22 protein-coding genes are annotated in these 21,476 nt (G+C 58.4%); 10 read left to right on the top strand and 12 right to left on the bottom strand.

The features are described 5' to 3' along the window. The first annotated feature begins 14 nt into the window (after positions 1-14). The 4 genes from P5706_RS10245 to P5706_RS10230 all read left to right on the top strand — a co-directional run bounded on the left by P5706_RS10245 (position 15) and on the right by P5706_RS10230 (position 4,496). The gene (locus P5706_RS10245; RefSeq protein WP_285679162.1) at positions 15-1,115 is read left to right on the top strand and encodes a hypothetical protein; all 1,101 of its coding nucleotides are present in this window, start codon (positions 15-17) and stop codon (positions 1,113-1,115) included. Between the two features lie 66 nt (positions 1,116-1,181). Continuing rightward, positions 1,182-2,807, top strand: coding sequence for a hypothetical protein (locus P5706_RS10240; RefSeq protein WP_285679161.1), 1,626 nt, complete (start codon positions 1,182-1,184; stop codon positions 2,805-2,807). Between the two features lie 2 nt (positions 2,808-2,809). Continuing rightward, positions 2,810-3,106 (top strand): YkgJ family cysteine cluster protein, encoded by a 297-nt coding sequence (locus P5706_RS10235; protein ID WP_200431369.1) that lies wholly within the window; start codon positions 2,810-2,812, stop codon positions 3,104-3,106. A gap of 43 nt (positions 3,107-3,149) precedes the next feature. Further along, the gene (locus tag P5706_RS10230) at positions 3,150-4,496 is read left to right on the top strand and encodes a hypothetical protein (protein ID WP_285679160.1); all 1,347 of its coding nucleotides are present in this window, start codon (positions 3,150-3,152) and stop codon (positions 4,494-4,496) included. Positions 4,497-4,537: 41 nt separating this feature from the next. Here P5706_RS10230 and P5706_RS10225 read toward each other — a convergent pair whose 3' ends face one another. Next, positions 4,538-5,413, bottom strand: a complete 876-nt coding sequence (locus P5706_RS10225; protein ID WP_285679159.1) for a WYL domain-containing protein — start codon at positions 5,411-5,413, stop codon at positions 4,538-4,540. A 119-nt stretch (positions 5,414-5,532) separates the two neighbouring features. On the opposite strand from P5706_RS10225, the gene P5706_RS10220 reads away from it, so the two are divergent. After that, positions 5,533-5,808: a hypothetical protein gene (locus P5706_RS10220; RefSeq protein WP_200431366.1), complete on the top strand. Its 276-nt coding sequence runs from the start codon at positions 5,533-5,535 to the stop codon at positions 5,806-5,808. A 16-nt stretch (positions 5,809-5,824) separates the two neighbouring features. Here P5706_RS10220 and P5706_RS10215 read toward each other — a convergent pair whose 3' ends face one another. The 4 genes from P5706_RS10215 to P5706_RS10200 all read right to left on the bottom strand — a co-directional run bounded on the left by P5706_RS10215 (position 5,825) and on the right by P5706_RS10200 (position 8,464). Beyond that, positions 5,825-6,115, bottom strand: coding sequence for a DUF3144 domain-containing protein (locus P5706_RS10215; RefSeq protein ID WP_285679158.1), 291 nt, complete (start codon positions 6,113-6,115; stop codon positions 5,825-5,827). Between the two features lie 92 nt (positions 6,116-6,207). After that, positions 6,208-6,747, bottom strand: a complete 540-nt coding sequence (locus P5706_RS10210; RefSeq protein WP_285682698.1) for an ATP phosphoribosyltransferase regulatory subunit — start codon at positions 6,745-6,747, stop codon at positions 6,208-6,210. Positions 6,748-7,044: 297 nt separating this feature from the next. Beyond that, entirely contained in the window at positions 7,045-7,740 is a 696-nt protein-coding gene (locus P5706_RS10205) for a tRNA (adenine(22)-N(1))-methyltransferase (RefSeq protein ID WP_285679157.1), read from the bottom strand. A 13-nt stretch (positions 7,741-7,753) separates the two neighbouring features. Next, positions 7,754-8,464: a FadR/GntR family transcriptional regulator gene (locus tag P5706_RS10200; protein WP_200431363.1), complete on the bottom strand. Its 711-nt coding sequence runs from the start codon at positions 8,462-8,464 to the stop codon at positions 7,754-7,756. Positions 8,465-8,813: 349 nt separating this feature from the next. On the opposite strand from P5706_RS10200, the gene P5706_RS10195 reads away from it, so the two are divergent. After that, the gene (locus P5706_RS10195) at positions 8,814-10,175 is read left to right on the top strand and encodes an MFS transporter (RefSeq protein WP_200431362.1); all 1,362 of its coding nucleotides are present in this window, start codon (positions 8,814-8,816) and stop codon (positions 10,173-10,175) included. A gap of 18 nt (positions 10,176-10,193) precedes the next feature. Beyond that, positions 10,194-11,519: a glucarate dehydratase gene (gene gudD / locus P5706_RS10190; RefSeq protein ID WP_285679156.1), complete on the top strand. Its 1,326-nt coding sequence runs from the start codon at positions 10,194-10,196 to the stop codon at positions 11,517-11,519. Here the strand turns inward: gudD and P5706_RS10185 are convergent. From P5706_RS10185 to P5706_RS10170, 4 genes are all read right to left on the bottom strand, one after another. Then, complete coding sequence (locus tag P5706_RS10185) at positions 11,488-12,438, bottom strand: DHH family phosphoesterase (RefSeq protein WP_285679155.1); 951 nt, start codon at positions 12,436-12,438, stop codon at positions 11,488-11,490. The genes gudD and P5706_RS10185 overlap by 32 nt on opposite strands. 133 nt (positions 12,439-12,571) lie before the next feature. Beyond that, positions 12,572-12,946 carry an addiction module antidote protein gene (locus tag P5706_RS10180; protein ID WP_285679154.1) on the bottom strand — a complete coding sequence of 125 codons (375 nt, stop codon included), beginning with the start codon at positions 12,944-12,946 and terminating at the stop codon, positions 12,572-12,574. 1 nt (position 12,947) lies between these two features. Beyond that, positions 12,948-13,250, bottom strand: coding sequence for a type II toxin-antitoxin system RelE/ParE family toxin (locus tag P5706_RS10175; protein ID WP_285679153.1), 303 nt, complete (start codon positions 13,248-13,250; stop codon positions 12,948-12,950). 138 nt (positions 13,251-13,388) lie between these two features. Beyond that, positions 13,389-14,312: an ABC transporter substrate-binding protein gene (locus tag P5706_RS10170; RefSeq protein WP_200431357.1), complete on the bottom strand. Its 924-nt coding sequence runs from the start codon at positions 14,310-14,312 to the stop codon at positions 13,389-13,391. A gap of 271 nt (positions 14,313-14,583) precedes the next feature. Here P5706_RS10170 and P5706_RS10165 point away from each other — a divergent pair, with 271 nt between their 5' ends. Both P5706_RS10165 and P5706_RS10160 read left to right on the top strand, forming a co-directional pair. Further along, positions 14,584-15,825, top strand: coding sequence for an acyl-CoA dehydrogenase family protein (locus P5706_RS10165; protein WP_285679152.1), 1,242 nt, complete (start codon positions 14,584-14,586; stop codon positions 15,823-15,825). Between the two features lie 480 nt (positions 15,826-16,305). Then, positions 16,306-16,629, top strand: a complete 324-nt coding sequence (locus tag P5706_RS10160; RefSeq protein WP_285679151.1) for a DUF6124 family protein — start codon at positions 16,306-16,308, stop codon at positions 16,627-16,629. Positions 16,630-16,788: 159 nt separating this feature from the next. Here P5706_RS10160 and msrA read toward each other — a convergent pair whose 3' ends face one another. Next, on the bottom strand, positions 16,789-17,295 hold the full coding sequence (msrA, locus tag P5706_RS10155; protein ID WP_285679150.1) for a peptide-methionine (S)-S-oxide reductase MsrA: 507 nt from the start codon (positions 17,293-17,295) through the stop codon (positions 16,789-16,791). Between the two features lie 208 nt (positions 17,296-17,503). Here msrA and P5706_RS10150 point away from each other — a divergent pair, with 208 nt between their 5' ends. Continuing rightward, a complete protein-coding gene (locus P5706_RS10150; protein ID WP_285679149.1) occupies positions 17,504-18,544 on the top strand; it encodes an alpha/beta hydrolase family protein in 1,041 nt (346 codons plus the stop codon). 179 nt (positions 18,545-18,723) lie between these two features. Here the strand turns inward: P5706_RS10150 and P5706_RS10145 are convergent, their stop codons facing one another. Together P5706_RS10145 and P5706_RS10140 are read right to left on the bottom strand one after the other, a co-directional pair. Continuing rightward, entirely contained in the window at positions 18,724-20,031 is a 1,308-nt protein-coding gene (locus P5706_RS10145) for a hypothetical protein (RefSeq protein WP_285679148.1), read from the bottom strand. 216 nt (positions 20,032-20,247) lie between these two features. Further along, positions 20,248-21,471: an amidohydrolase family protein gene (locus P5706_RS10140; RefSeq protein ID WP_200431352.1), complete on the bottom strand. Its 1,224-nt coding sequence runs from the start codon at positions 21,469-21,471 to the stop codon at positions 20,248-20,250. Between the last annotated feature and the right edge of the window lie 5 nt (positions 21,472-21,476).

Raw genomic sequence — 21,476 nt, 5'->3', positions numbered from 1 at the left:
AAAGGGATATTGATATGCCGCTTCCCCTCATCCTCGGTGCAGCCGCCCTGGTCAGCGCCGCTTATGGCGCAAAGAAAGGCTATGACGGTTACCAGAAACATTCCGAAGCCGACGAGATCGTCAATAGCGCCAAACAGCGCTATGACATCAAAAAGCGCGCTTTTGACGCGCAAGAAACCGCCACAACCTCGGCATTGAGCGTACTGGGCGAAAAAGAGCTGCAAATCGGTAAAAGCTTTAACGAGTTCAAAACCCTCGCCGACTCGCTCTTGCAGCAGTTGAACGCCGGTCGCCAGAACAAGCTGGAAATCAACATTCCCAAGCACAAGCTGCAAACCATCTCCAACTACAGCTACACCGCCATCGGCGTGCTGGGTTCTGCCGCCGGTGCCGGTGCTGCCGGGGCGGCTGCAGGTTTCGCGGTGTACGGCGGGGTGATGGCGCTGGGCGCAGCGTCTACGGGCACAGCGATCTCGTCGCTGGCGGGCGTTGCAGCCACCAACGCGACGTTGGCAGCCATTGGCGGCGGCTCGCTGGCGACCGGCGGCCTAGGCATGGCGGGCGGTACGGCTATTCTCGGCGCCGCTGTGGCCGGGCCGGTACTGGCCATTGCCGGATGGGCTTATGACAGCCACGGTGAAGAGGCACTGAAAAACGCGCGCAAGGCCAGCCGCGAAGTGGATCAAGCCATTGAAAAACTGCTCAAGGCAATCGAGCACCTCGATGCGACCGAAACCTATGTTCACAGCATCTGGACCACGCTCATTGCGCTGTTCGAACAGTTCAACCAGTACTTCGAAAGCCTCAAGGGCATCAACAGCGTCATTGAGGATGCCAAAAGCCGCAACGCCGACGGGCAGGCTGAGTTGAAGCGCTTTGGCGACACCATCATGCTGACCATCCAGAACGGCTTCGCCCTGGCGTCCATCCTGGTCAACGTGATCACCACGCCGATCTTCAAAGTCAAAAAGGTCGACGGCAAGCCCGTGCTGAACGAGCAAGGCGTGCCAGAGATGGAGACGGACGCGCACGGCTCCATGATGTTGAACAGCACCCAACTGGACGACGTACTGAGCAACGCCGACGCCCAAGCGCAACAATTCAAGAAGGCTTGATGCGCTCAAGGGGAGCGCAGAGCGTTCCCCTTTCATTACTCCCCCTCGTTTGTCATGGATGCCATCATGCACGCCGCCGCGCAGGATTTCCCTTGGGCCGAAGAGCTCGAGAACACCGTCATCACCAGCCTGGTCACCAGCTTTGGCTTGGACTTTCTTCTTTTCAAGGACAAGCGCGGGGGTGAAGTCGACACCGTGCACAATGTTCGCGCAGGTATTTGGGCCACAGAGGCCGAACAGCAGCGGTACGAGCAGCAAAAAAAAGACTATGACTCGACGCTTTATCACTCAGACCCAAACTACAAAGCGACCGGCCTGAAAGACAAACTGAGTCAGCAGGCAGGCACGCTGCACGACCCCTACCGTAATGTAGTCATGGGCAAGGGCGAGACGAGAAACCTTGACCATGTCATCAGCGCCAATGAGATCCATGGCGACGCAGGGCGCATCCTCGCAGGGCTCGACGGTGTGACACTGGCCAACCAAAGCAGCAACCTGCAATCGACCCAGGAAACGGTCAACAAGTCGAAGAAACAGTCGTCCATCAATGACTACCTGAACCATTTGCCGAGCCTCATCACCGGCCATGAAAAAGACCTGGCCAGAGATCGCAAACGCCTTGAAACCTTGCCACGCGGTACGCCTGAGCAACAACACAAGGCACGCGTACTCGCGGATAACATTCGCAAGAGCGAAGACAAGATCCGCGAGCTAAAAGCCATCGATCCCGATGAAATGCGTAAACGCGACAAAGCCGCCCGCGCGCCCTACGACCAGCAAATCAACTACACGTATTACACCAGCAGCAAATTCCTGCACCAGACGGCCGCCGCGTCCGGCGTAGCCGGGCTGAACATGGGCACGCGCCAAATGCTCGGGCTGGTGATGGCAGAGATCTGGTTTGAACTGCGCGACCAACTGCCTACGCTGCTCGACAAGATCAAGCACAACTTCAGTTTCGAAAGTTTTATCGAAAGCATCAGCGAGACGCTCCAAGGTATCTGGCGACGGGTGCAAGCGCGCTTCAATGAGTTTCTCATTGCCTTCAAGGACGGCGTGTTCGCGGGCATTTTGGGCAGCATCACAACGACGCTGTTCAATATCCTGGCAACCACGCAATTGATGGCGATCAAGATCATTCGCGAGGTCTGGGGCCAGTTGGTCAAAGCCATCAAACTGCTGATTTTTAACCCAGACCAGCTGGCGTTTGTTGACCTGTGCAAAGCCGTGATTTCATTGATGTCGCTGGGCTCCGCCACAGTGGTCGGTTCGCTGGCCTATGCGCAATTGCTGCCACTGTGCAATTTCCCGTTCGGCAGTGAACTGGCAGCCTTTGCCAGTGCGCTGGTCACAGGCGTGGTTACCCTGGGGCTCAACTATTTCATGCTGCACAGCAGCGTGGCGAAAAAGCTCTGGGCGTTTATCGAGTCGGTCATGCCGCACGCCGGCCTGGTCCGGGACTTCCAGGCGATCAACCTTGAACTCGACCGCTATCTGGCCGAGTTGAGCCAGTTGGAATTCAACCTGGATGCCGATGAACTGGCAGAGTTCGCTGAAGAACTGATGGCCTGTAACAACGAGTTGCAACGCAACGTCGTGCTAAGCCAGGAGCTGGCCCAGCGCAACGTCGCCGTGCCCTTTGAAATGGGGAATGCCGACAGTACGCGCCAGTGGCTGGCATCGTTGATCTGAGTATGCAGGCCTTTCCCTGCACCCAGTGCGGCCTGTGTTGCCGCAATGTGCACCTGGCGCCCGAAACCCGCTATCTCGATCGCGGTGACGGCGCCTGCACGCACTACAGCGAGGCTGACAAAGGTTGCTCGGTGTATGCCGAGCGGCCCGATATCTGCCGGGTCGACCGCCAATATGAGCTCAATTATGCCGCCCTGCATACCTGGGATGAATTTGTGGCGCTGAACCTTCAGGTTTGCCGTTTGCTGGAAGAACAAGCGCAGCCCGTTCGGTGGGTCGCCGACGCGACGCCTCTGTAGCCACCTCACACTTTCCCCTATTACCTGCATCAAGGAGCGGGCCATGCATCGCGATCAATACCTGGGCAAAAGCGCGCCCATTACAAGTCATGTGGTTCAGGATTTTGTCGATTGGCTAGCGACTCACTTGCATCACACCTCGTTGTTTGCGCACCAGTACACCGATCGTCGCAGCCAGTGCATCCGCTCATTCAGCAGCCTGGATGACGCCTGCGCGAAGTATCACTGGCCACACCAAGGCGCGCTGGGTACCCCAGCGGGTGTCTGCCTCACCAGCAGTGATGTGACGCTGACGGCGCTGGGAAATGCGTTGAAAAGCGGCCTCGCTCGAAAGAGCGATCAATGCACGCTAATAGCGGCCTCGGGCATCATGAAGTGGGGCGGCATTTCAGCGGGCAATGTGCGCTGGCTGACCAACCACAGCAGCGGCCTGTCTGATCTGCTTGAGTTAACGGCAGCCGCCTTTTCCGGCAACAGCCTGGCGGATCCGGTGTTATTGGATACGCACCTGCGCTTCAATGCCGGCATGACCAAGGTGTACTCGTTGCTGGTCAACGACTTCATCATCTATGACAGCCGAGTCGCCGCCGCACTGGGCTGGATCGTGGTGAAATATTGCCAATACCGACAGCTGGCAACGGTGCCCGCCGAACTGGCGTTCCCGTGGGCGCCTGCCAAGGAGGGGCCTACCGCAAAGTGGCGCAAAAACCGTAACCCGGCTAAAGGCAATCTGCAGTTCCCTGGCCTGACTGGCGCGGTACAGCACGCCCACTGGAACCTCAAGGCCAGCTGGATCCTGGCCGAGGTGCTGGCAAACGCCGGCGCTGGCGCGTTCACCGATGCAGGACCCATTGCGCCCTTGCGTCGACTTGAAGCGGCCTTGTTCATGATCGGCTATGACCTTCCCCACAATGGCACGTCGAGCTCGAAAACGGGTATGCCCGCCAAGGCATTACCCACCGACATGAACGAGTGTTTCACGATTGCAAAACAGAAACGGTTTTTCTATGCCATTGACCAAAATGGCATTCGAATGGGCAATGGCCGCCGCCATTCCATCGCGCAAATAAACAGCCTGCTGACGGCGTTGTGGAAAGCCTTCGGCAACAATTCCTTTCCCTTGGCGAACAGCGCCACCAAGGTGCGTGCCTTTGAGGCGCCCTACGGCATCGGCGCGGCCTACTACGAAATAACCGAGCGCAAAGGCAACCCACCCGATACCAGCTCGCTGGCTGCTGCCCTGCATGAGATAGGCGCTCTGTCCTATACGCCGCAAGGGCCGAACAACTGGTCGATCAACATCACCCAATTGGCCCTCACGCCTGTCGGAAAAGCCCTGGATATCAGCGCCCTGATCCAGCACGAAATCGGCCAGAACGACTTACTCTGAACCCGGCCGCGAGCGCGTCACCCACGCGCTCGCGCCCCCTCTCAGTCATACAACCAAGGCTTCAACTCCTTGAGGTTGGCGACCACGATTTGCTGCGCTTCCGGCTTGGGGTTGAGGTTCTTCGGATCAATCTGAAAGCGGTGCAACACGTACTTCACCAGGGCCTGGCGGCTGTGGATCTCGAGCTTTCCATCGACCATGCCGAAATCGGTCTGGATGATGTCCTTCTGCGCCGGGCTCAGGCGTTCATCGGGTTTGATGATCACCGCGATGATGTTGTTCCAGTCATCGTCGGCCGCAATGCCGTTGTCTGACTCGTGATCATGCAGTTCCGGCACCCCACGCAAGCGACTCAAGACAAAATCGCGGTAGCTGCGATTCTTCTCGCAGTACGCCCGCACATGCCAACGCATGCCGGTGTAGATCAGCGTGTGCGGGGCAATTGTGCGGCCCTCAGGGTCCGGTGCGTTGAGTGATACGTAGTCGATATCCAGCCGCAAGCGCTCGCGACACGCCTTGAGCAAGGGCCGCAGGATTTCGGGCTTGATCGAGCGGTCCGGCACCTGCAACACCTTGGTGTGTGCATACGCCAGGGCCAGCCCTTCGACGTGGGGCATACGCGTATGAGTCTGGTTCAGCAGGTGCAGGTACGCAGATGCACTGTCTTCAATGAACAGCGGCGCAAAGTGTTTGCTGGGTACGTAGCCCTTGATCTGCTTGTCATATGTAAGATTTTTAGGCGCATGTTCATTGATGTAGGTGTTGATGTCCTTTGACGCCTGCTGCCGGCTGATCCCAAAGCTCTGGATCAAGTGCCCCGTGGTCAGGCGGCCTTCCCACCAGGCAACGGTCTCGATCAAACGATAGCGAAGTGCCAGGTCCCAGCGCACCTGCTGGAGCTTTTGTTCACGTTTCATGGCCTCTCCATCTGCATGAATTATTTACCTGTATAAGTCTACATTCTATACGTGTCGCAATTCACTACATATCATTGCCGAGTGTTAGACACCCACGCAATGAGCAAAAGGACAGTGAAATGACAACGTCGGACGTTGTAGCGACAGGCGCCCTGCTGGTGATGACGGCAGTAGCAGTGTTGATGCTGGTTCAGTACCTGAAACTTCAGGATATCTGGCAGATGATCGTCGACTGCAAGACAGCCACCCGCTGGGCAAAGATCTGGGAAATGGAAAACAAGGAACTGCGCTCGGCCCTGCGCGCCGAGAAAGAACAGGTCGACCAGTTGCAAAGAAAAGTGCAGCTGATTCAGCCGCCAACGCCGGTGGATTCAAACACCACCCCTTGCCCTTGAGGCCGACCCGCAGGACTTACAGACCCCGCATGTACTGGCTGAAATTATTAATGTGATCATCCAGATTATCCTCAAGCATCATCCGGTACTGCTCACAGAAATACTTCAGCATCGCCTCGCGGGCCTCGGCCATCTCGGCGCCGGACTTGAAGTTGCGGGCGCTGGCCCAGGCATTGAAGCGCGTGGTGCCGAACATCATCGAGGCACTGACCTCACCGAGGTTTTCACAGGTCTTGAGCTGCTCGTTGGACAGTTCGATATGCGCGTCTGCGCGGTCGTAGAAAGCTTGGTCGGTGGTCTCGGCCATGACAGGGTTCCTGGGTTACAAAATAAGGCGGCTATTGGAGCATATTCGAGGGCAGCAAAGCAGGCGCCTCCCACTGGGAGACGCCTGGTGCTTCACGCCAACGCCAGCACCAACCGCTCAAGCCCGATACCGAAGCCCGCGCCTTCACGGTAAGCGCCGCCGCCCACGACTTGCTGTTGGGCACCCAATGTCGGGCAGCGCACCTCGAAGCCGTTGCCCTCCAGGTAGTAACTCAGCCCACGCTGCACGGCCAGGTTCAGCGCATAGTCGAGCCCCAGCGTGTCCAGAAACCCTGTACACAGGGCCTGGCTGCGCAGCAGCGCCAACCCGGGATCAGGGCTGAGAATCTCCAGCCCCAGTTGAGTGAACTCACGATAACGGCCGGCTTGCGGCCGCTCATAGCGATAACACCGCGCCACGTAAAAAAACATCGCCGCCGCGCGGCCGTCGAGCAAGCTGGCGTTGCGCTCCTGGAACAGCGCGGTGGCTTCCGGGATCAGGCAACACTTGCGGCCCGCCTTGTCGTCGAAGGCCCACATCTGCCCGATGATTTCGCTGCCGCCGGTTTTTTCGATAAACGTGTCCTGGCCCCACAGGGCCGGCACGATGACTTCTTCAGCGCCCGCTTCGATGAAGGTAGCTCCGGAAACGGCCTTCTACTTCACGCATCGTTGCGGCTTCTTTGCCGATGACCATTCGGGTTCCACGTAGCATTGTCATGGGTTGAATCTCCAGTGTTTGCAGGCAATAAAAAAGGCGCCATAGGCGCCTTGGGTGGGGTTCATTGAGTGATCAGTGGGTCTGGTCAATCAGTGAGCGCAAGCAACCACGGCACCTGAAGGAAGGTCCGTGATGATGATGGCGGTTGCTTTGCGAAAATTGATTCATGGGCAGATCCTTGCACACCCGTAGGAAAAGTTACAAGTCACTCACGCCAGCAGCTCGGTAATCCAGTGCGCCTGCCGGGCAATTTCTTGCAGCTTTTGCTCCGGCACTGCCTGGCGGGCTTGTTCAAAACTGGCCAGGGTCTTGTGCTTCTGGCGCAGCATCCGCTGCCACTTGGCCAGGAACTCCGGGCTGCGGGCTTGCATTTGCAACGGGCCGAAGTACAGCTGCTCATCGGTGTAGGTCACGGCGCCTGTGCGCTCGGCCACGATGATCTCGTAGTAAAAGCGGTTTTCCCGCAACAGCTCTTCGCCAAGGATGCGATAGCCGTTATCCATCAGCCATTGGCGCAAGGGTTGCTCACCGCCATTGGGTTGCAGGATCAGGCGTTCCTGGCCGCTGAGGTGCAGCTTGCCGTTGTGGAGGATGTCGCGAATCGTCTCGCCGCCCATGCCACAGACGCTGATCGCGGTGATCCCATCGCCAGGCTCAATCGCCGCCAAGCCGTCGGCCAGGCGCACGCTGACATGCTGCTCCAGGCCATTATCGCGCACGGTGCGTTGGGCTGCGTGAAAGGGCGTGGTTGCAACTTCCCCCGCCACCGCGGCCGTGATCACGCCCCGGCGCATCAAGGCCACCGGCAGGTAAGCGTGGTCCGAGCCGATGTCGGCCAAGCGTGCGCCGACAGGTACGTTGGCGGCCACGCGCTCCAGGCGCATGGACAATGTGTGTTCGTTCAACGGTGGTTCCTTGTCATTCCCCGGAAAACCGGTCCCGGCTGTTGGTCAGGTGCAGCACCATGGCGGCCCGCGCCGCGTCCGGGTCCTGGCGTTTGATGGCATTGAAGATCGCCTCATGCTCAAGGTTCGCCAACTGCCCCAGCTTGGCAAAGTCGGCACCGCCGCGTTCGACGCCCTTGACCTGGGTGCGCGGGATCATCGCATTGCCCAGGTGCAGCATGATTTCGGTAAAAAAAGTATTGCCGGTGGCCTCGGCGATCAGTTGGTGAAAGCGCTTGTCCTCCTCCACACAGCTGTCGTTGTTGGCCAGTGAGGCCTGGTAATCGTCCAGCGCCTGGCGCATGTGTGCGAGCTGTTCGTCGCTCCTGCGCAGCGCGGCCAACGCCACAGCTTGCACCTCCAGGCCCAGGCGCAGCTCGAGCATGTTACGCACGCTGGCAACCGTGTCCACATGCAAGCGCAAACCTTGCTGGGCGTGTTGCGCCAGCACAAAGGTGCCGATGCCGTGACGCGTCTCCACCAGCCCCGACGCTTGCAGCTTGGAGATAGCCTCACGCACTACCGTGCGACTCACGCCATGCTCCAGCACGATGCTGGACTCGGACGGCAATTTTTCACCGGGCTTGAGTTGGCCCAGGAGGATGCGCTGGGTCAGCGCCTCGACCACGCCTTGGGCGAGGTTATTGGAACGTTTACGCACAAGGGTTCCACTTTCAATGGGCATCGCTACGGGTCCACGGGGTTGGCTGAGGGGAGCTTAACACCCTGCCCCGAGCAGGCGCTGGCTTGATTGATAAACCGACGAACTTGTATGACAACCATTCTTTACGGCGCTCGACTCGTCGAGCTTTGCGGGCAGTGCGCCGAGGCGAACAGTGCATTGACCAAGGCGACAAACGCTATTTTCGCTCAACAAAGGCTGAGCAAATAACCAAAACACCCAACCAGCCAGCAGCCTTATAAGAACAAAAACAGTGATAGGTAGATTGCGAACTCGAGAAAATCACTTGTATGATGTCTGGCAACAAAACACGCAAACCCGCATAAAAATAAATCAGGGGGAGTTTTGAATTGTGAACAATTCAAACCATGCATCTGCCGCTCCAAAAAGTGATTCGGTCCTTACGCGCGCCGTGAGCAAAGTGAAGGGCCACGTGCTCCCACTGTTCGTGATCATGTTCATCCTCAACTACATCGATCGGGTCAATATCGGCTTCGTGCGCACGCACATGGAGCATGACCTGGGTATCGGCGCGGCTGCCTACGGCCTGGGCGCCGGGTTGTTTTTCATCGGCTATGCGCTCTTTGAAGTGCCCTCCAACATGCTGCTGCAAAAGGTCGGTGCGCGCATCTGGCTGACCCGCATCATGTTCACCTGGGGCATCGTCGCCACGCTGATGGCGTTCATCCAGAACGAAACCCAGTTCTACATCCTGCGCTTTCTGCTGGGCGTGGCCGAGGCGGGCTTTTTCCCCGGCGTGATCTACTACTTCACCCGCTGGCTGCCCGGCGTGGAACGCGGTAAAGCCATCGCCATCTTCCTCAGTGGCTCGGCGGTTGCGTCGCTGATCTCCGGCCCGCTGTCGGGGGTGCTGTTACAAATAGAAGGGTTCGGATTCCACGGCTGGCAATGGATGTTTGCCATCGAGGGGTTGGCTTCTGTGGCACTGGGCTTTTTTGTGTGGTTCTGGCTCGACTCCAAACCCCACGACGCCCGATGGCTGACCCGCGAAGAACAGGACGCACTGGTGGGCGCCATCGACCAGGAACAGCGCGAGCGTGAAGCACTGACCACGGTCAAACCGACCCTCGGCAAGCTGCTGAAAGACCGTCAGATCCTGCTGTTCTGCGCCTTGTACTTCTGCATCCAACTGACGATCTACGCCGCAACCTTCTGGCTGCCGAGCATCATCAAGAAGATGGGCGATTTGAGCGACGTGCAGGTCGGCTTCTTCAACTCGATCCCGTGGCTGATCTCGATCATCGCCATGTACGCCTTCGCCGCGCTGTCGGGCAAGTTCAAGTTCCAGCAAGCCTGGGTCGCCGCCGCGCTGTTGATTGCCGCCGCCGGCATGTTCATGTCCACCACGGGCGGGCCGATCTTCGCCTTTGTCGCGATCTGCTTCGCGGCCATCGGGTTCAAGTCCGCCTCCTCGCTGTTCTGGCCGATTCCACAGGGTTACCTGGATGTGCGCATCGCCGCAGCCGTAATCGCGCTGATCAACTCCATCGGCAACCTGGGCGGGTTCGTGGCCCCCACCACCTTCGGTTTTCTGGAACAGACCACCGGCTCGATCCAGGGCGGCCTGTATGGCCTGGCCGGCACGTCGGTGCTGGCGGCCATCCTGGTGTTTTTTGCCAAGACTTCGCCTTCTGCCGTACTGGCGCCGCCGAGCGTCGCGCCAACGGCTACCGCTATCAGCAAACCTCTTTGAGCTTATAAGGACCTTGCCATGACCACGCCAGTCGTTACCCATTTCCAAGTCATTCCCGTGGCCGGCCACGACAGCATGCTGCTGAACCTGAGCGGCGCCCATGGGCCATTTTTTACCCGCAATATCGTCATCCTCAAGGATAGCTCGGGCAACACCGGTGTCGGTGAAGTGCCCGGTGGCGAACGTATCCGCGAAACCCTGGAAGACGCCCGCAGCCTGGTGATCGGCCAACCCATCGGCCAGTACCAGCGCATCCTCAACCAGATGCGCACCACCTTTGCATCAAGGGACGCCGCCGGCCGTGGCCTGCAAACCTTTGACCTGCGCATCACCATCCACGCCGTCACCGCCATGGAAGCCGCCCTGCTCGACTTGTTGGGTCAATTCCTTGAAGTGCCCATCGCCGCCCTGCTGGGCGAAGGCCAACAGCGTGACGCGGTAAAAATGCTCGGCTACCTGTTCTACGTCGGTGATCGCACGGCCACCGACCTGGCCTACCGCAACGAGGCGGACGCCGATGACGAGTGGTTCCGCCTGCGCCATGAAACAGCCCTGACCAGCGAGGCCGTGGTACGCCTGGCCGAAGCCGCCAAAGCCAAATACGGCTTCAACGAATTCAAGCTCAAGGGCGGCGTCTTGAGTGGCGATGAAGAAATCGAAGCGGTAACGGCCTTGGCCGAGCGCTTCCCGGACGCACGCATCACCCTCGACCCGAACGGCGCATGGTCATTGAAAGAAGCCATCCGCCTATGCCGCGATCAACACCACGTGCTGGCCTATGCCGAAGACCCCTGCGGCGCAGAAAACGGCTACTCGGGCCGCGAAGTCATGGCCGAATTCCGCCGTGCCACCGGGCTTAAAACCGCGACCAACATGATCGCCACCGACTGGCGTGAAATGGGCCACGCGATCCAGTTGCAGTCGGTGGATATTCCCCTGGCCGACCCGCACTTCTGGACGATGCAAGGCTCGGTGCGCGTGGCGCAGATGTGCCATGAGTGGGGCCTGACCTGGGGCTCGCACTCCAATAACCACTTTGATATTTCCCTGGCGATGTTCACCCAGGTGGCCGCCGCCGCACCGGGCGACATCACGGCGATAGACACCCACTGGATCTGGCAGGACGGCCAACGCCTGACGAAGGAACCGCTGAAAATCGAGGGCGGCTACGTGAAAGTGCCGAGCAAACCGGGACTGGGCGTGGAGGTCGACATGGACGCCGTAGCCAAGGCCCATGAGCTGTACAAAGGCATGGGCCTTGGGGCGCGGGACGATAGCGTGGCCATGCAGTTTTTGATACCGGGCTGGGCCTTCAACAACAAACGGCCTTGCCTCGTGCGCTGAGGTCTTCGCTTGCGGCAGCCAAGGCCAGCGTCACCAGTTCCTTGCGCTGCATCGCACGCCCGAGCACTGCCTGTGTACCTTGCCAATTGAGCGACAGCAGCAGGCTCAGCTTCTGTTGGCTGAGCAAAGGCTCGGCCAACCAATAGCTCTTGCGCTCGCGAATGCTGATGGCGTTCAACAGCCAGTCCTCACCTTGCGTCGCCAGCCATTGCTCAATGGCTGCGCGGTGCCGGTCAAGCAACCCCTGCGCATCCCATACCGTCATTTGCGCGATAAGATGCGGAAGGTTGCGCGTGGCCGGCATGTGTTTCATATCAGCCGCCAGGGCGACCTCAAGGTCGGCTTCGATCGCCGCCTGGCATTCGCTGAAATAACGCTGCGGCCAATCCGCCGCCAGCCCCGCCCGCCGCGCCAACACCTCGTAGGCCCAGATATCCAGGGATGCGGTCATTTTGCCGGTGAAGTTAAGGGTATTGTCCAGAATCGCCGTGGCCAATAAAGCCGCGCTGTGTCGGCTGATCTGCGGCAGCAGGCCGGACCTTTCCCAGCGCTGGAAAATCAGCGTTGCTGCGGCACCGATTGGCCGGATATCAGCCTGCGCACCGAGCTTCTGCGCCCAGTGAATTTCAAAGCCTGGATGATGGTCAATCACCTCGCGCACCTGATCGATTACCACGATCGGGTCAAAGTGATGGTAGTCGGAGACATCCACCAACACGAACTCATCACCGGCGCCGGGTCGGTAATCGTCCAGCGAGGCATTCCAACCGAGCACACTGGCGCAAACGCTGAAATTGAGCGGCGCGCTGCTCACCGCACGCGCTTGAATACCCTGGTGATTCAGCAGTTCAACGTAGGCAATGCAGCAAGCGTAAGCGTCTATGTCCAGATAAGCAGAGCCTGAGGTCACGACCCTCATGATTAAATCTCCTTGAAATACACTCAGGCGCAGCCCTGTGCCTTGTGTTTTTTGGCCAGGGAACGTTCGCGTCAGCGTGTGACAAGACCATGATTCCAAGGAGAAAGATACTGTGAAAACTGACAGCTGCTGATTATTGTCGGTTGTGCCGTGGCAATTTTTTGTTTGCGCCCGCTTCGACAGGCTGCACAGTCAGCTCAAAACCTAACGCCAGCATCAGCTTTTTGATCGTTTCAAAACGCGTCTTGGAGCCGCCCTTGAGGGTTTTATACAGGCTCTCGCGATTGACCCCCGCCGCCTCGGCCACCTTGTTTACACCTTGGGCCTTGGCGACCTCGGCCAACGCCTTCATGAGGATGTGCGGGTCTTGGGACTTCATGCTTTGCGCCAGATAAGCGCTGATGATTTCGGGGCTGTCGAGGAAGCGCGAAGCTTCGTACACACGGGTGCCGGATGTATCAAGATCGAGGATCGGCATGTCTTCGGGTTTGAATGTCGAGTTGCTCATTTCATCTACCTCTCAGGGCATCGAGAATTTCTTTTGCCCGTTTTATGCCTCTTTTTTGATCGGTTTTATCACTGCCCCACAACATCAGGTAAGCCGTGATGCCCGTGCGTACAAAGTAAATCCTGTAGCCAGGCCCGACGAATACACGCATCTCACTCAGGCCGTCACCGGCCGGCTCGCAATCGCCAAAATTGTTTTCTTGGGCGCGGTCCAGGCGAGTCAGCACCGCCGTTTTGCCCCAAAGGTCCTTCATACCGTCGAGCCATGTATCAAACTCCGGCGTCCTGCCGATCGTATTGGTCAAAGTCTCACCTGTAGCCTACTGGCTACTCCATGTTGATGCTAGTTAATTTTTTATTCCGGCGCCAACCGGAATAAAAAAACCTAGCTCAGCCCCGTATCAACAGGCGTTCGAGACTATTAGCGCGTGTTACCTGCGCGTTTAAAGGGCCTGATCAAACAACGGCGTCACGTCGTAATGCTGTTTGAGCATCTGCGCATCCACCAGGAAATCCGCCGTGGCCTGGGCTTCGCTGACAATGGTCGGGGAGATCGGCAGCACCTTGATCGCATCACGCTTGAACCACACCTTGGCAATCTCCGGTGCAGATTGGTTGGCCTTCGACCACGCCTCGGCATACTCATCCACGTGGGTGCTGCTCCACACCCGGGCACGGGTGAGGCGCGCGATAAAATCCTTGATAATCGCGCTTTTCTGCGCCAGCGCCGGCTCATACGCAACGATGTAGGTCGGCGCACTCATCAAGCCCTTGGCATTGCGGATCAGGGTGCTGCCCTCTTTCTCCTGCAACGACACGTAGGGTTCCCAGGTGCCGAAGGCATCGATGTCGCCCTGGCTCAGCGCCAGGCTGGCTTCGGCCGGCAGCAAGTATTTGAAGGTCACGCTGTTGCGTGGCACACCGGCTTCATCCAGGGCCTTGTAGGCCAGTTGCTGGCTCCACGAACCGTTCCAGATCGCTACCGTTTTGCCTTTGAGTTCGGCCACCGAATGGATACCTTTGCGCGCCACAATGCCCACGCCATCAAGGCTGGTCTGGGTGCTGGCGACCACCTTCACCGGCGCGCCATTGGCGGCGAGGCTGATCACTGGCGTGTCGCCGACGATGCCCACGTCCAGTGCGCCGCTGGCGACCGCCGAGGCTACAGGGGAGCCGGTGTTGAAGCGCTTGAAGTCGATTTTATACGGCAAGTCTTTCAGCTCGCCGGACAGCTCCAGGACGATGCGATTGGAGAAGAACTGGTCGCCCACCGTGAGGGTCTGCGGGGCTGCCGCCCACACCGATGAGCCGTGCAGTGTTAGTGAGGCCAGGCCCAGCAGGGCAAGCAGGTTACGACGATTGATCATAGGAGGGATCCACACAGTTAATGGCTGACTCAACCATCTGTGGGCGTGCAGTCTGGCGATGAGGGAAGGGTTTTGGCGGTCGCCGAGCGTGGCGCTCGTAGAAGCTAACGCAATAAAAGCGCCGGGTTTAATACTGTTGTGCACTATCGATAGAACCGCAGCACAGTGAGTTAGCTATTTTTCGTATTAAAAATTTGCTGCCCACTGGGTTAGGGTGACGCCACCAGACCACTGGACCCCGCGCCTGAACCCTTTCTGCAAGGTCCATTGCATGTCGACTCCCGTATTGAATACCTGGGGCATTGCGCCCTCCGCCCGTTACGAACAACTGGCCGCTCCGTTTCGCCCGCTGTTTGCGCAGATCCTTGCACACGCTGCCGAGGCGGATCAGACACGCGCCAGCCTGGCCCCGGTGATCCAACAGCTCAACGCTCTGGGTTTGCCACGCTGGCGATTGCCAGTCAGTTGCGGCGGGCAAGGCGCGACCTTCGCGGAACTGCTTGCGCTGCTGACAGAGCTTTCCGCCGCCGACTCCAACATCACCCAGGCGCTGCGTGGGCATTTTGGCTTTTGCGAAGACGTGCTTTGCGCCAAAGACCGCGACTGGCGCGCCCAATGGCTCGACCGCCTCGGCCAAGGCGCCCTGCTTTCCCCCGGCAGCACCGAAGTCGGCAACCAGGCCCGTGGCGATTTCGGCACCCGCCTGCACCGCCACACCGACGGCACACTGCGCATCAGCGGCAAAAAGTTCTACACCACCGGCGCGCTCTACAGTGACCTGATCAACACTGTGGCCACCGGCGAAGACGGCGTGGTGTACAGCCTCGTCGTCGACCTCAAGGCGCCCGGCGTGCAGATCGTCGACGACTGGAATGGCTTCGGCCAACGCCTCACCGCCAGCGGCACCTGCCTCTTCGACAACGCACCGGTAGTGGATGACGACGTGCGCCCCACCACCCAGCGATTCGCCTATGGCCAATCGTTCTACCAGATCTACCACCTCGCCACCCTGGCCGGCATCGCTCGCCGCGCCGCGCTCAGTGGCGCCGCAGAACTCAGCCAGCGCGCCCGCACCTTCACCACCGGTAACGCCGACACCGCCGCCCAGGATGTGCAGTTGCTGCAAGTGATTGGCGAAGTCGCCAGCCAGGCCTACGCCGCGCAGGCCATCACCCAGCACGCGGCGCAACGCCTGGACCAGACAGCGCAGTATGTGATTGCGCATGACCAGCCGCTTAATGACGACGACGCGCAGGTTGCACTGGCTGAGCTGGAGGTGTGCCTGGCGGTCAATCCGGTGGTGGATGCAACGTTGGCGGCGACCACCGGGTTGTTCGATGCATTGGGCGCCAGCGCCACGGCCAGCAACAAGGCCCTGGACCGGCTGTGGCGCAATGCACGCACGTTGGCGAACCATAACCCGCGGGTGTACAAGTCGCGGATCGTGGGTAATTACCTGGTGAATGGGCTGCTGCCGCCTGCGCAGTGGCGGGTAGGCGTAGCCAAAGCCTGATCAACCCAACAACACAAAACCCTGTGGGAGCGGGCTTGCCCGCGATGGCGGAGGATCAGTTAACTAATTTATTGACTGACACACCGTAATCGCAGGCAAGCCAGCTCCCACATTTTGGATGGGTGCTGGGCTCATGTCCTACAACGAAGACTGAAACAGGAAAGTCCGAAGCCACAGCGCCTTGCTCCATTGCCTACGCTTGCGTCAGAATCCGCCGGCTTGTGCGCTCTGGTGGGCGTCTCTAAGGTTGCTCGGTCGCTGACAATTCAGTGATCGGGTTTAGTAGCCCGGGGTTATTCCAGTCAGTGCATGAGCTTCATCTATCGGACGGCTTCGTCCGTGCTTGATGGTGGTTGTGTGCAGGGCGTCTTCGGGCGCGCCGGCTTTCTTGGAATTCCCCGGTCTACTAACCTGTGCACAGCTGCCACCCCTTTGTTTAGTAGCTAAGAGGTGGCGGCCCTAACGTGGGAAATTCCAAGTATGTTCAAAATTACGCCGAACCCTCCAAGCGAACCCGACCTGAAACTCAATCAGGCCGCGCATCGTGCAATTGATCACTACCTCAATCCAAAAGCCGGCCCTGCTTTGTCACCGTCTTCGCTGTTCAACGTCGCCGCCGACGCCAGCAACGAAACCCTGATCACCAACAGCTACGAAACCTTTTCCTCGGTCACCGCCTTGCTGCTCGATCTGTCAGAAGACCTGACGGGAAAACAGCGCGACGTGGCGCTGGCGATTCACCAGTTGAGTGAGTTGGGGGTGTTGCTGATGGACAGGCTGCTGGAGCGCGAGGCCGCCGGCTAACTACACAGTAGATAGCTGAGCATTAGGCAACATAAAGCTAATGTGGGAGCGGGCTTGCCCGCGATGGCGGAGGATCAGTTAACTAATTTATTGACTGACACACCGTAATCGCAGGCAAGCCAGCTCCCACATGTGGGAACGATCATTGCCCGGCGCGCCTCAAGCCCGTTTCGGCAACTTCCAGTTCGGCCGAATAAAGTGGCAGGTATACCCATTCGGTATCCGCTCCAGATAATCCTGATGCTCAGGCTCCGCTTCCCAGAACGGCCCTGCCGGCTCAATCTCGGTGACCACTCGACCCGGCCACAGCTTCGACGCATCCACGTCGGCCGCCGTATCTTCGGCAATATCGCGCTGCTGTTCACTCAAATAATAAATCGCCGAGCGATAGCTGGGCCCGGTGTCATTGCCCTGGCGGTTAGGCGTGCTCGGGTCATGGATCTGGAAAAAGAACTCCAGAATCTGCCGGTAAGTGATCACCGCCGGGTCAAACACGATCTCGATGGCTTCGGCATGGTTGCCGTGGTTGCGGTACGTGGCATTCGGCACATCACCGCCGGTGTAGCCGACACGCGTTTGCAGCACGCCAGGGTAGCGCCGCAACAGGTCTTGCATGCCCCAGAAGCAGCCGCCGGCAAGGATGGCGGTTTCGGTTGGGTTGGTCATGGTCTGCGCCCTCAGTGGATACAAGGGTAGTTATGGGGCTGGGTTGGCCAATACCAAGGTGGCACAGGCGATTAATCTCAAACACTGACAGACGAACGGGCCAGCGAAACGATCCCCAACGGGGCGGGTATTAAGTGCAAACAGGGGATGTGCAGACCACAGGGTTTCAGGTGATGATTCGCCACCAACATCAAGGACGATAACAACAATGAAAACCGCTCTACACGCCCTCTTCCTGCTTTGCCTGACCACACCCGCCTTCGCCGACGATGCCCCGGTCGGCTTCAAAACCACGACCCTGCCCGATGCGCACAACACTCGCGCGCTGGAGCTGGTGGTCTGGTACCCCGCTACCACCTCAGCCAAACCCAAGCTGATCGCCGACAACGCGGTCTTCATCGGCGCCCTCGCCGTGCCCGACGCGCCGCCGGCTGCGGGCGAGCATCCACTGGTGGTGCTGTCCCACGGTTACGGCGGCAACTGGGGCAAGCAGGTGTGGCTGGCCAGCGCATTGGCGCACAAGGGTTACATCGTCGCGGCGGTGAACCACCCCGGCACCACCACCAAGGACCGCAACCCGCAAGCCGCCGCGCAGCTATGGCAACGCCCGGCCGACCTGAGCCGCGCTATCGATGCCGTGCTGGCTCAGCCGCAACAGTTTGGCGCGGTGGCGAACCAACACATTACTGCTGTCGGCCATTCCCTCGGCGGCTGGACCGTACTGGAAATCGCCGGCGCGCGCTTCGATCCTGATCTGTTCGCCCGTGACTGTGCAGCGCACCCAAAATTGGGCGGTTGCATCGGCTACCACGAGATGAACCCCGCCGCCACGCCCGACGGCAAAGCCCGGCTGGCCGCGGACTTGAGCGACAAACGCGTCACCGCCATCGTGTCTCTGGACCTGGGCCTGTCACGCGGCATGACCGACGCCAGCCTGGCGGCATTCAAGGTGCCCGCGCTGGTCATCGCGGGGGGCGTGCCAACCGAGGATATGGACCCCAACCTGGAATCCGCCAACCTGGTCAAGCGCCTGCCAAAAGCCTCGACCCAGTACGTGGAAATCAGCGACGCCACGCACTTCAGCTTTATGTCGATCTGCAAGCCGGGCGCAATCGCGTTGATTGAGGAAAGCTCGCCGGGCGATGGCATGATCTGCCGCGATGGCGAGGGTGGGCGGCCGCGGGCGGTGATTCAGCAGCAGGTGGTGGGGTTGATTACCGGGTTTCTGGGGCAGACAGCTCGCCATTAAACGACAGGCTATCCAATGAATTGCTCGCCAAGGTGCACAAAGGCATGAACCGCGCGATGGAGGGGAGTTTTCGGATTACCGAAGCTCCCCTCCATCTTTCGGAGCAGTAGGAACTAAAATGAGGGGTAGAAAACGCATTGCACCGGGGTAACGGGCATTAACTGCCGACTGCAATATTCTTACGCACCCAATTCACGCTGATAAATATTGAGAAGTTTAGCGTGCATCTCACCCATCCTCTCAAAGGTATTAAACACAACGGCGAGATAGCTTGACTCAATAACGGCGTGCAAGGCCGAAATAAACTGAGCCAGATTCAACTCCACTTCGTACCCACTAAAGTCAATGCGACCGTCTAATATCGCGTCACGAATGCGACCTTCAACCATACTCCCATCATTATCCGTGGCGTCCATTATCGCCTGCTGTTTGTAGTCCGGACTCTCTATAATCTTCTGCACCAAGCGTTCCTGGTGTTGATTGGCAAATGCCAAAGCGTCAGTAACGTTATGGTGTTCTATAACGCTCTTGAGTTCGTCGATAAACTCGGAAAATGCTTCACCTTCAGCCAGCGGCATTTCCTTTGAGTAGATAGACCTAAGAACAGGGAGCACCTGATCCTTTTCCGGTAAAGACGCCTCATTGACCGACTCTATAGTTCGGGATATCTCAAACACGTCATCCGTAAATTCCTCATCCAACAGAAAGTCACCTGCGTCAGCATAGAGAACTTCAAACAACTCATCGACATGATCTTCCGTCACCACTTTAGCTGCATAAATGCGCTGAACCAACGAAACCAAACATTGATTTTCTACAGCTCCCGGAACAAAACCCAGGCGTTTCTCTATTAATTCAGCCTTACCGAGAAATGTCTCCAAGGCGTTAGCAAGCTCCATATTTCTCTTATGAACCTCGTAGCTGAACCCCTTAAGTAAATGCTCAACTATATCAGCGGCAATACTTTTTCTAGATAGCTTTATATGCAGGCTGGGGTCGCATAAAATTTCATTAAAAATCGCCCGCGCGCAGGTCAAATCAGCGTCTTGAAATTCAACTTGCACCTCATGGTGTCTTGAGATCGGCGACGCCTGCGCATCCAAATACGGCAATGACGTCGACGAAATATTCTGTGAGCCCAACACTGTCACGGAATCGTAACTGAGCATTTTCACGTGGCACGCAGCATGAACATACAGCTCGACATGCGCGGGCAGGTACTTTATAAACTTTGTTAGCTGGTATTCGAACTTGGCACGGTCCAAGTCAAAGCCGAGCCCCCCAATACCGACAATTACTCTGGGTGCTTTGGACTTTCCGATAAAGTTAACATTCAAAAAATACCCGGCACCCTGCAACTGCTTGTAGTGGGTATAGGTAACGATATGCGTCTGGTCGAGGGACTTTGCCCCATGTGCGCTCACATAGGCGTTATCAGCGTAGTGCTTGTGGAAAATATCGGCAGAAACCGACGCTAACTTTTTCATGGAAACATCCTTGTTCGTCAGAGCGTTATCGATTTGCAGGCTCCGCATACCCAGGCTGTGCTACAGGCATGGGAGACCGCTGTGGGGAACCGAGAGAGTCGCGATACTGCCGCTATTGCTGACAGGCTTTGCGTTGACGGCATCATAGCTCTTTATACTGCGGGGGGATTCACCTTATAGCCGCCATGCAGCACTTACTCTGACGTTGAACAGCGCTCAGAAAACCACCGATCGCTGACACACCGACGTCGCCACAATCTTCCCGCGCTTAAGCACCATCAGACGCACGGGCAGATCAAGAATCACATCCCCCACCGCTTGCGTATCCAACAACACCAGATCCGCCGCCTTGCCCGGTGCTAACCCAAAGTGCTTAAGCCCCAAGGCTTTAGCCGGGTTGCTCGTGAGCATCGGCAACACCGTGGCCTGATCATCCGCTCCGCCCAGGTGGCAGGCGGGAATGGCCAACTGCGCAATATTGAGCAAGTCGCCGGTGCCAAACGGGGTGAATGCGTTGCGGATATTGTTGGTGGCCAGGCACACATTCACGCCGCCATCACGCAGGGCTCGCACCGGCGCCAGGGTGCGGCGCACGTTGTGACCATCGTTGCGTGCGCCAAGGTGCAGGTCGGTGGCGGGCAGGCACATTACGCTGATGCCGGCCTCGCGGATCAGCGCGATGATTTCGTGCTGTTTGTGCACAGGTACGGCGCCCAGGCTGGTCAGGTGCCCGACACACACACGGCCTTGATAGCCGTGTTCAATGGTCTTGCGAGCCAGGTATTCAATGCTCATGTGCTCGGCGTTGTCGGCAAAATCCTGGTGGAAGTCGATATCCTTGTCGTAACGCTGGGCCAGGCTGAACACATAGTCGATGTGTGCGTGCGCCGAGCTGTCGTTGTAGGGGATGCCACCCACCACGTCGGCGCCCTTCTCCATGGCCTCGACCATCATGGCCTGCATGCCCGGTAGCTTCAGAATGCCTTCCTGTGGAAAGGCGACCACCTGGATATCGATCACGTCGCGTAGTTTGTCGCGCAACTCCAGCACCACATCAAAGCCGGTAAACCCTTGCTCGGGGTCGAACTCGGCGTGGGCGCGCACGTGGGTAGTGCCGGCTTGCACCAGGTCGCGCAGTACTTGAGTGGAGCGATCGAGGATGTCGTCGCGGGTCAAGGTGGGTTTGAGTTCGGCCGTGACGGCAATCGCCTCTTTCAGCGTGCCCGAACGGTTGGCCTTGCGGTGCATGACATGGGCTTTTTCCAGGTGCAGGTGCCCTTCGACAAAACCCGGTATCAGCACGTTGCCGTGGCCCTGGATTTCCTGCCGGGCGTGGGCTGAAATGTTCGGCGCGATCTCGATGATCTTGCCGTTATTGACTGCCACATCCATCAGCGGCTGTGCGTCGTCGATGCGTACATGACGAAAGATCAAATCCATAACTG

The sequence above is a fragment of the Pseudomonas sp. ChxA genome, from assembly GCF_030263855.1.
Taxonomy (GTDB): domain Bacteria; phylum Pseudomonadota; class Gammaproteobacteria; order Pseudomonadales; family Pseudomonadaceae; genus Aquipseudomonas; species Aquipseudomonas fluorescens_CB.
The sequence above is the reverse complement of the archived record's forward strand: the minus strand, read 5'-3'. Positions and strand labels throughout refer to the sequence as shown.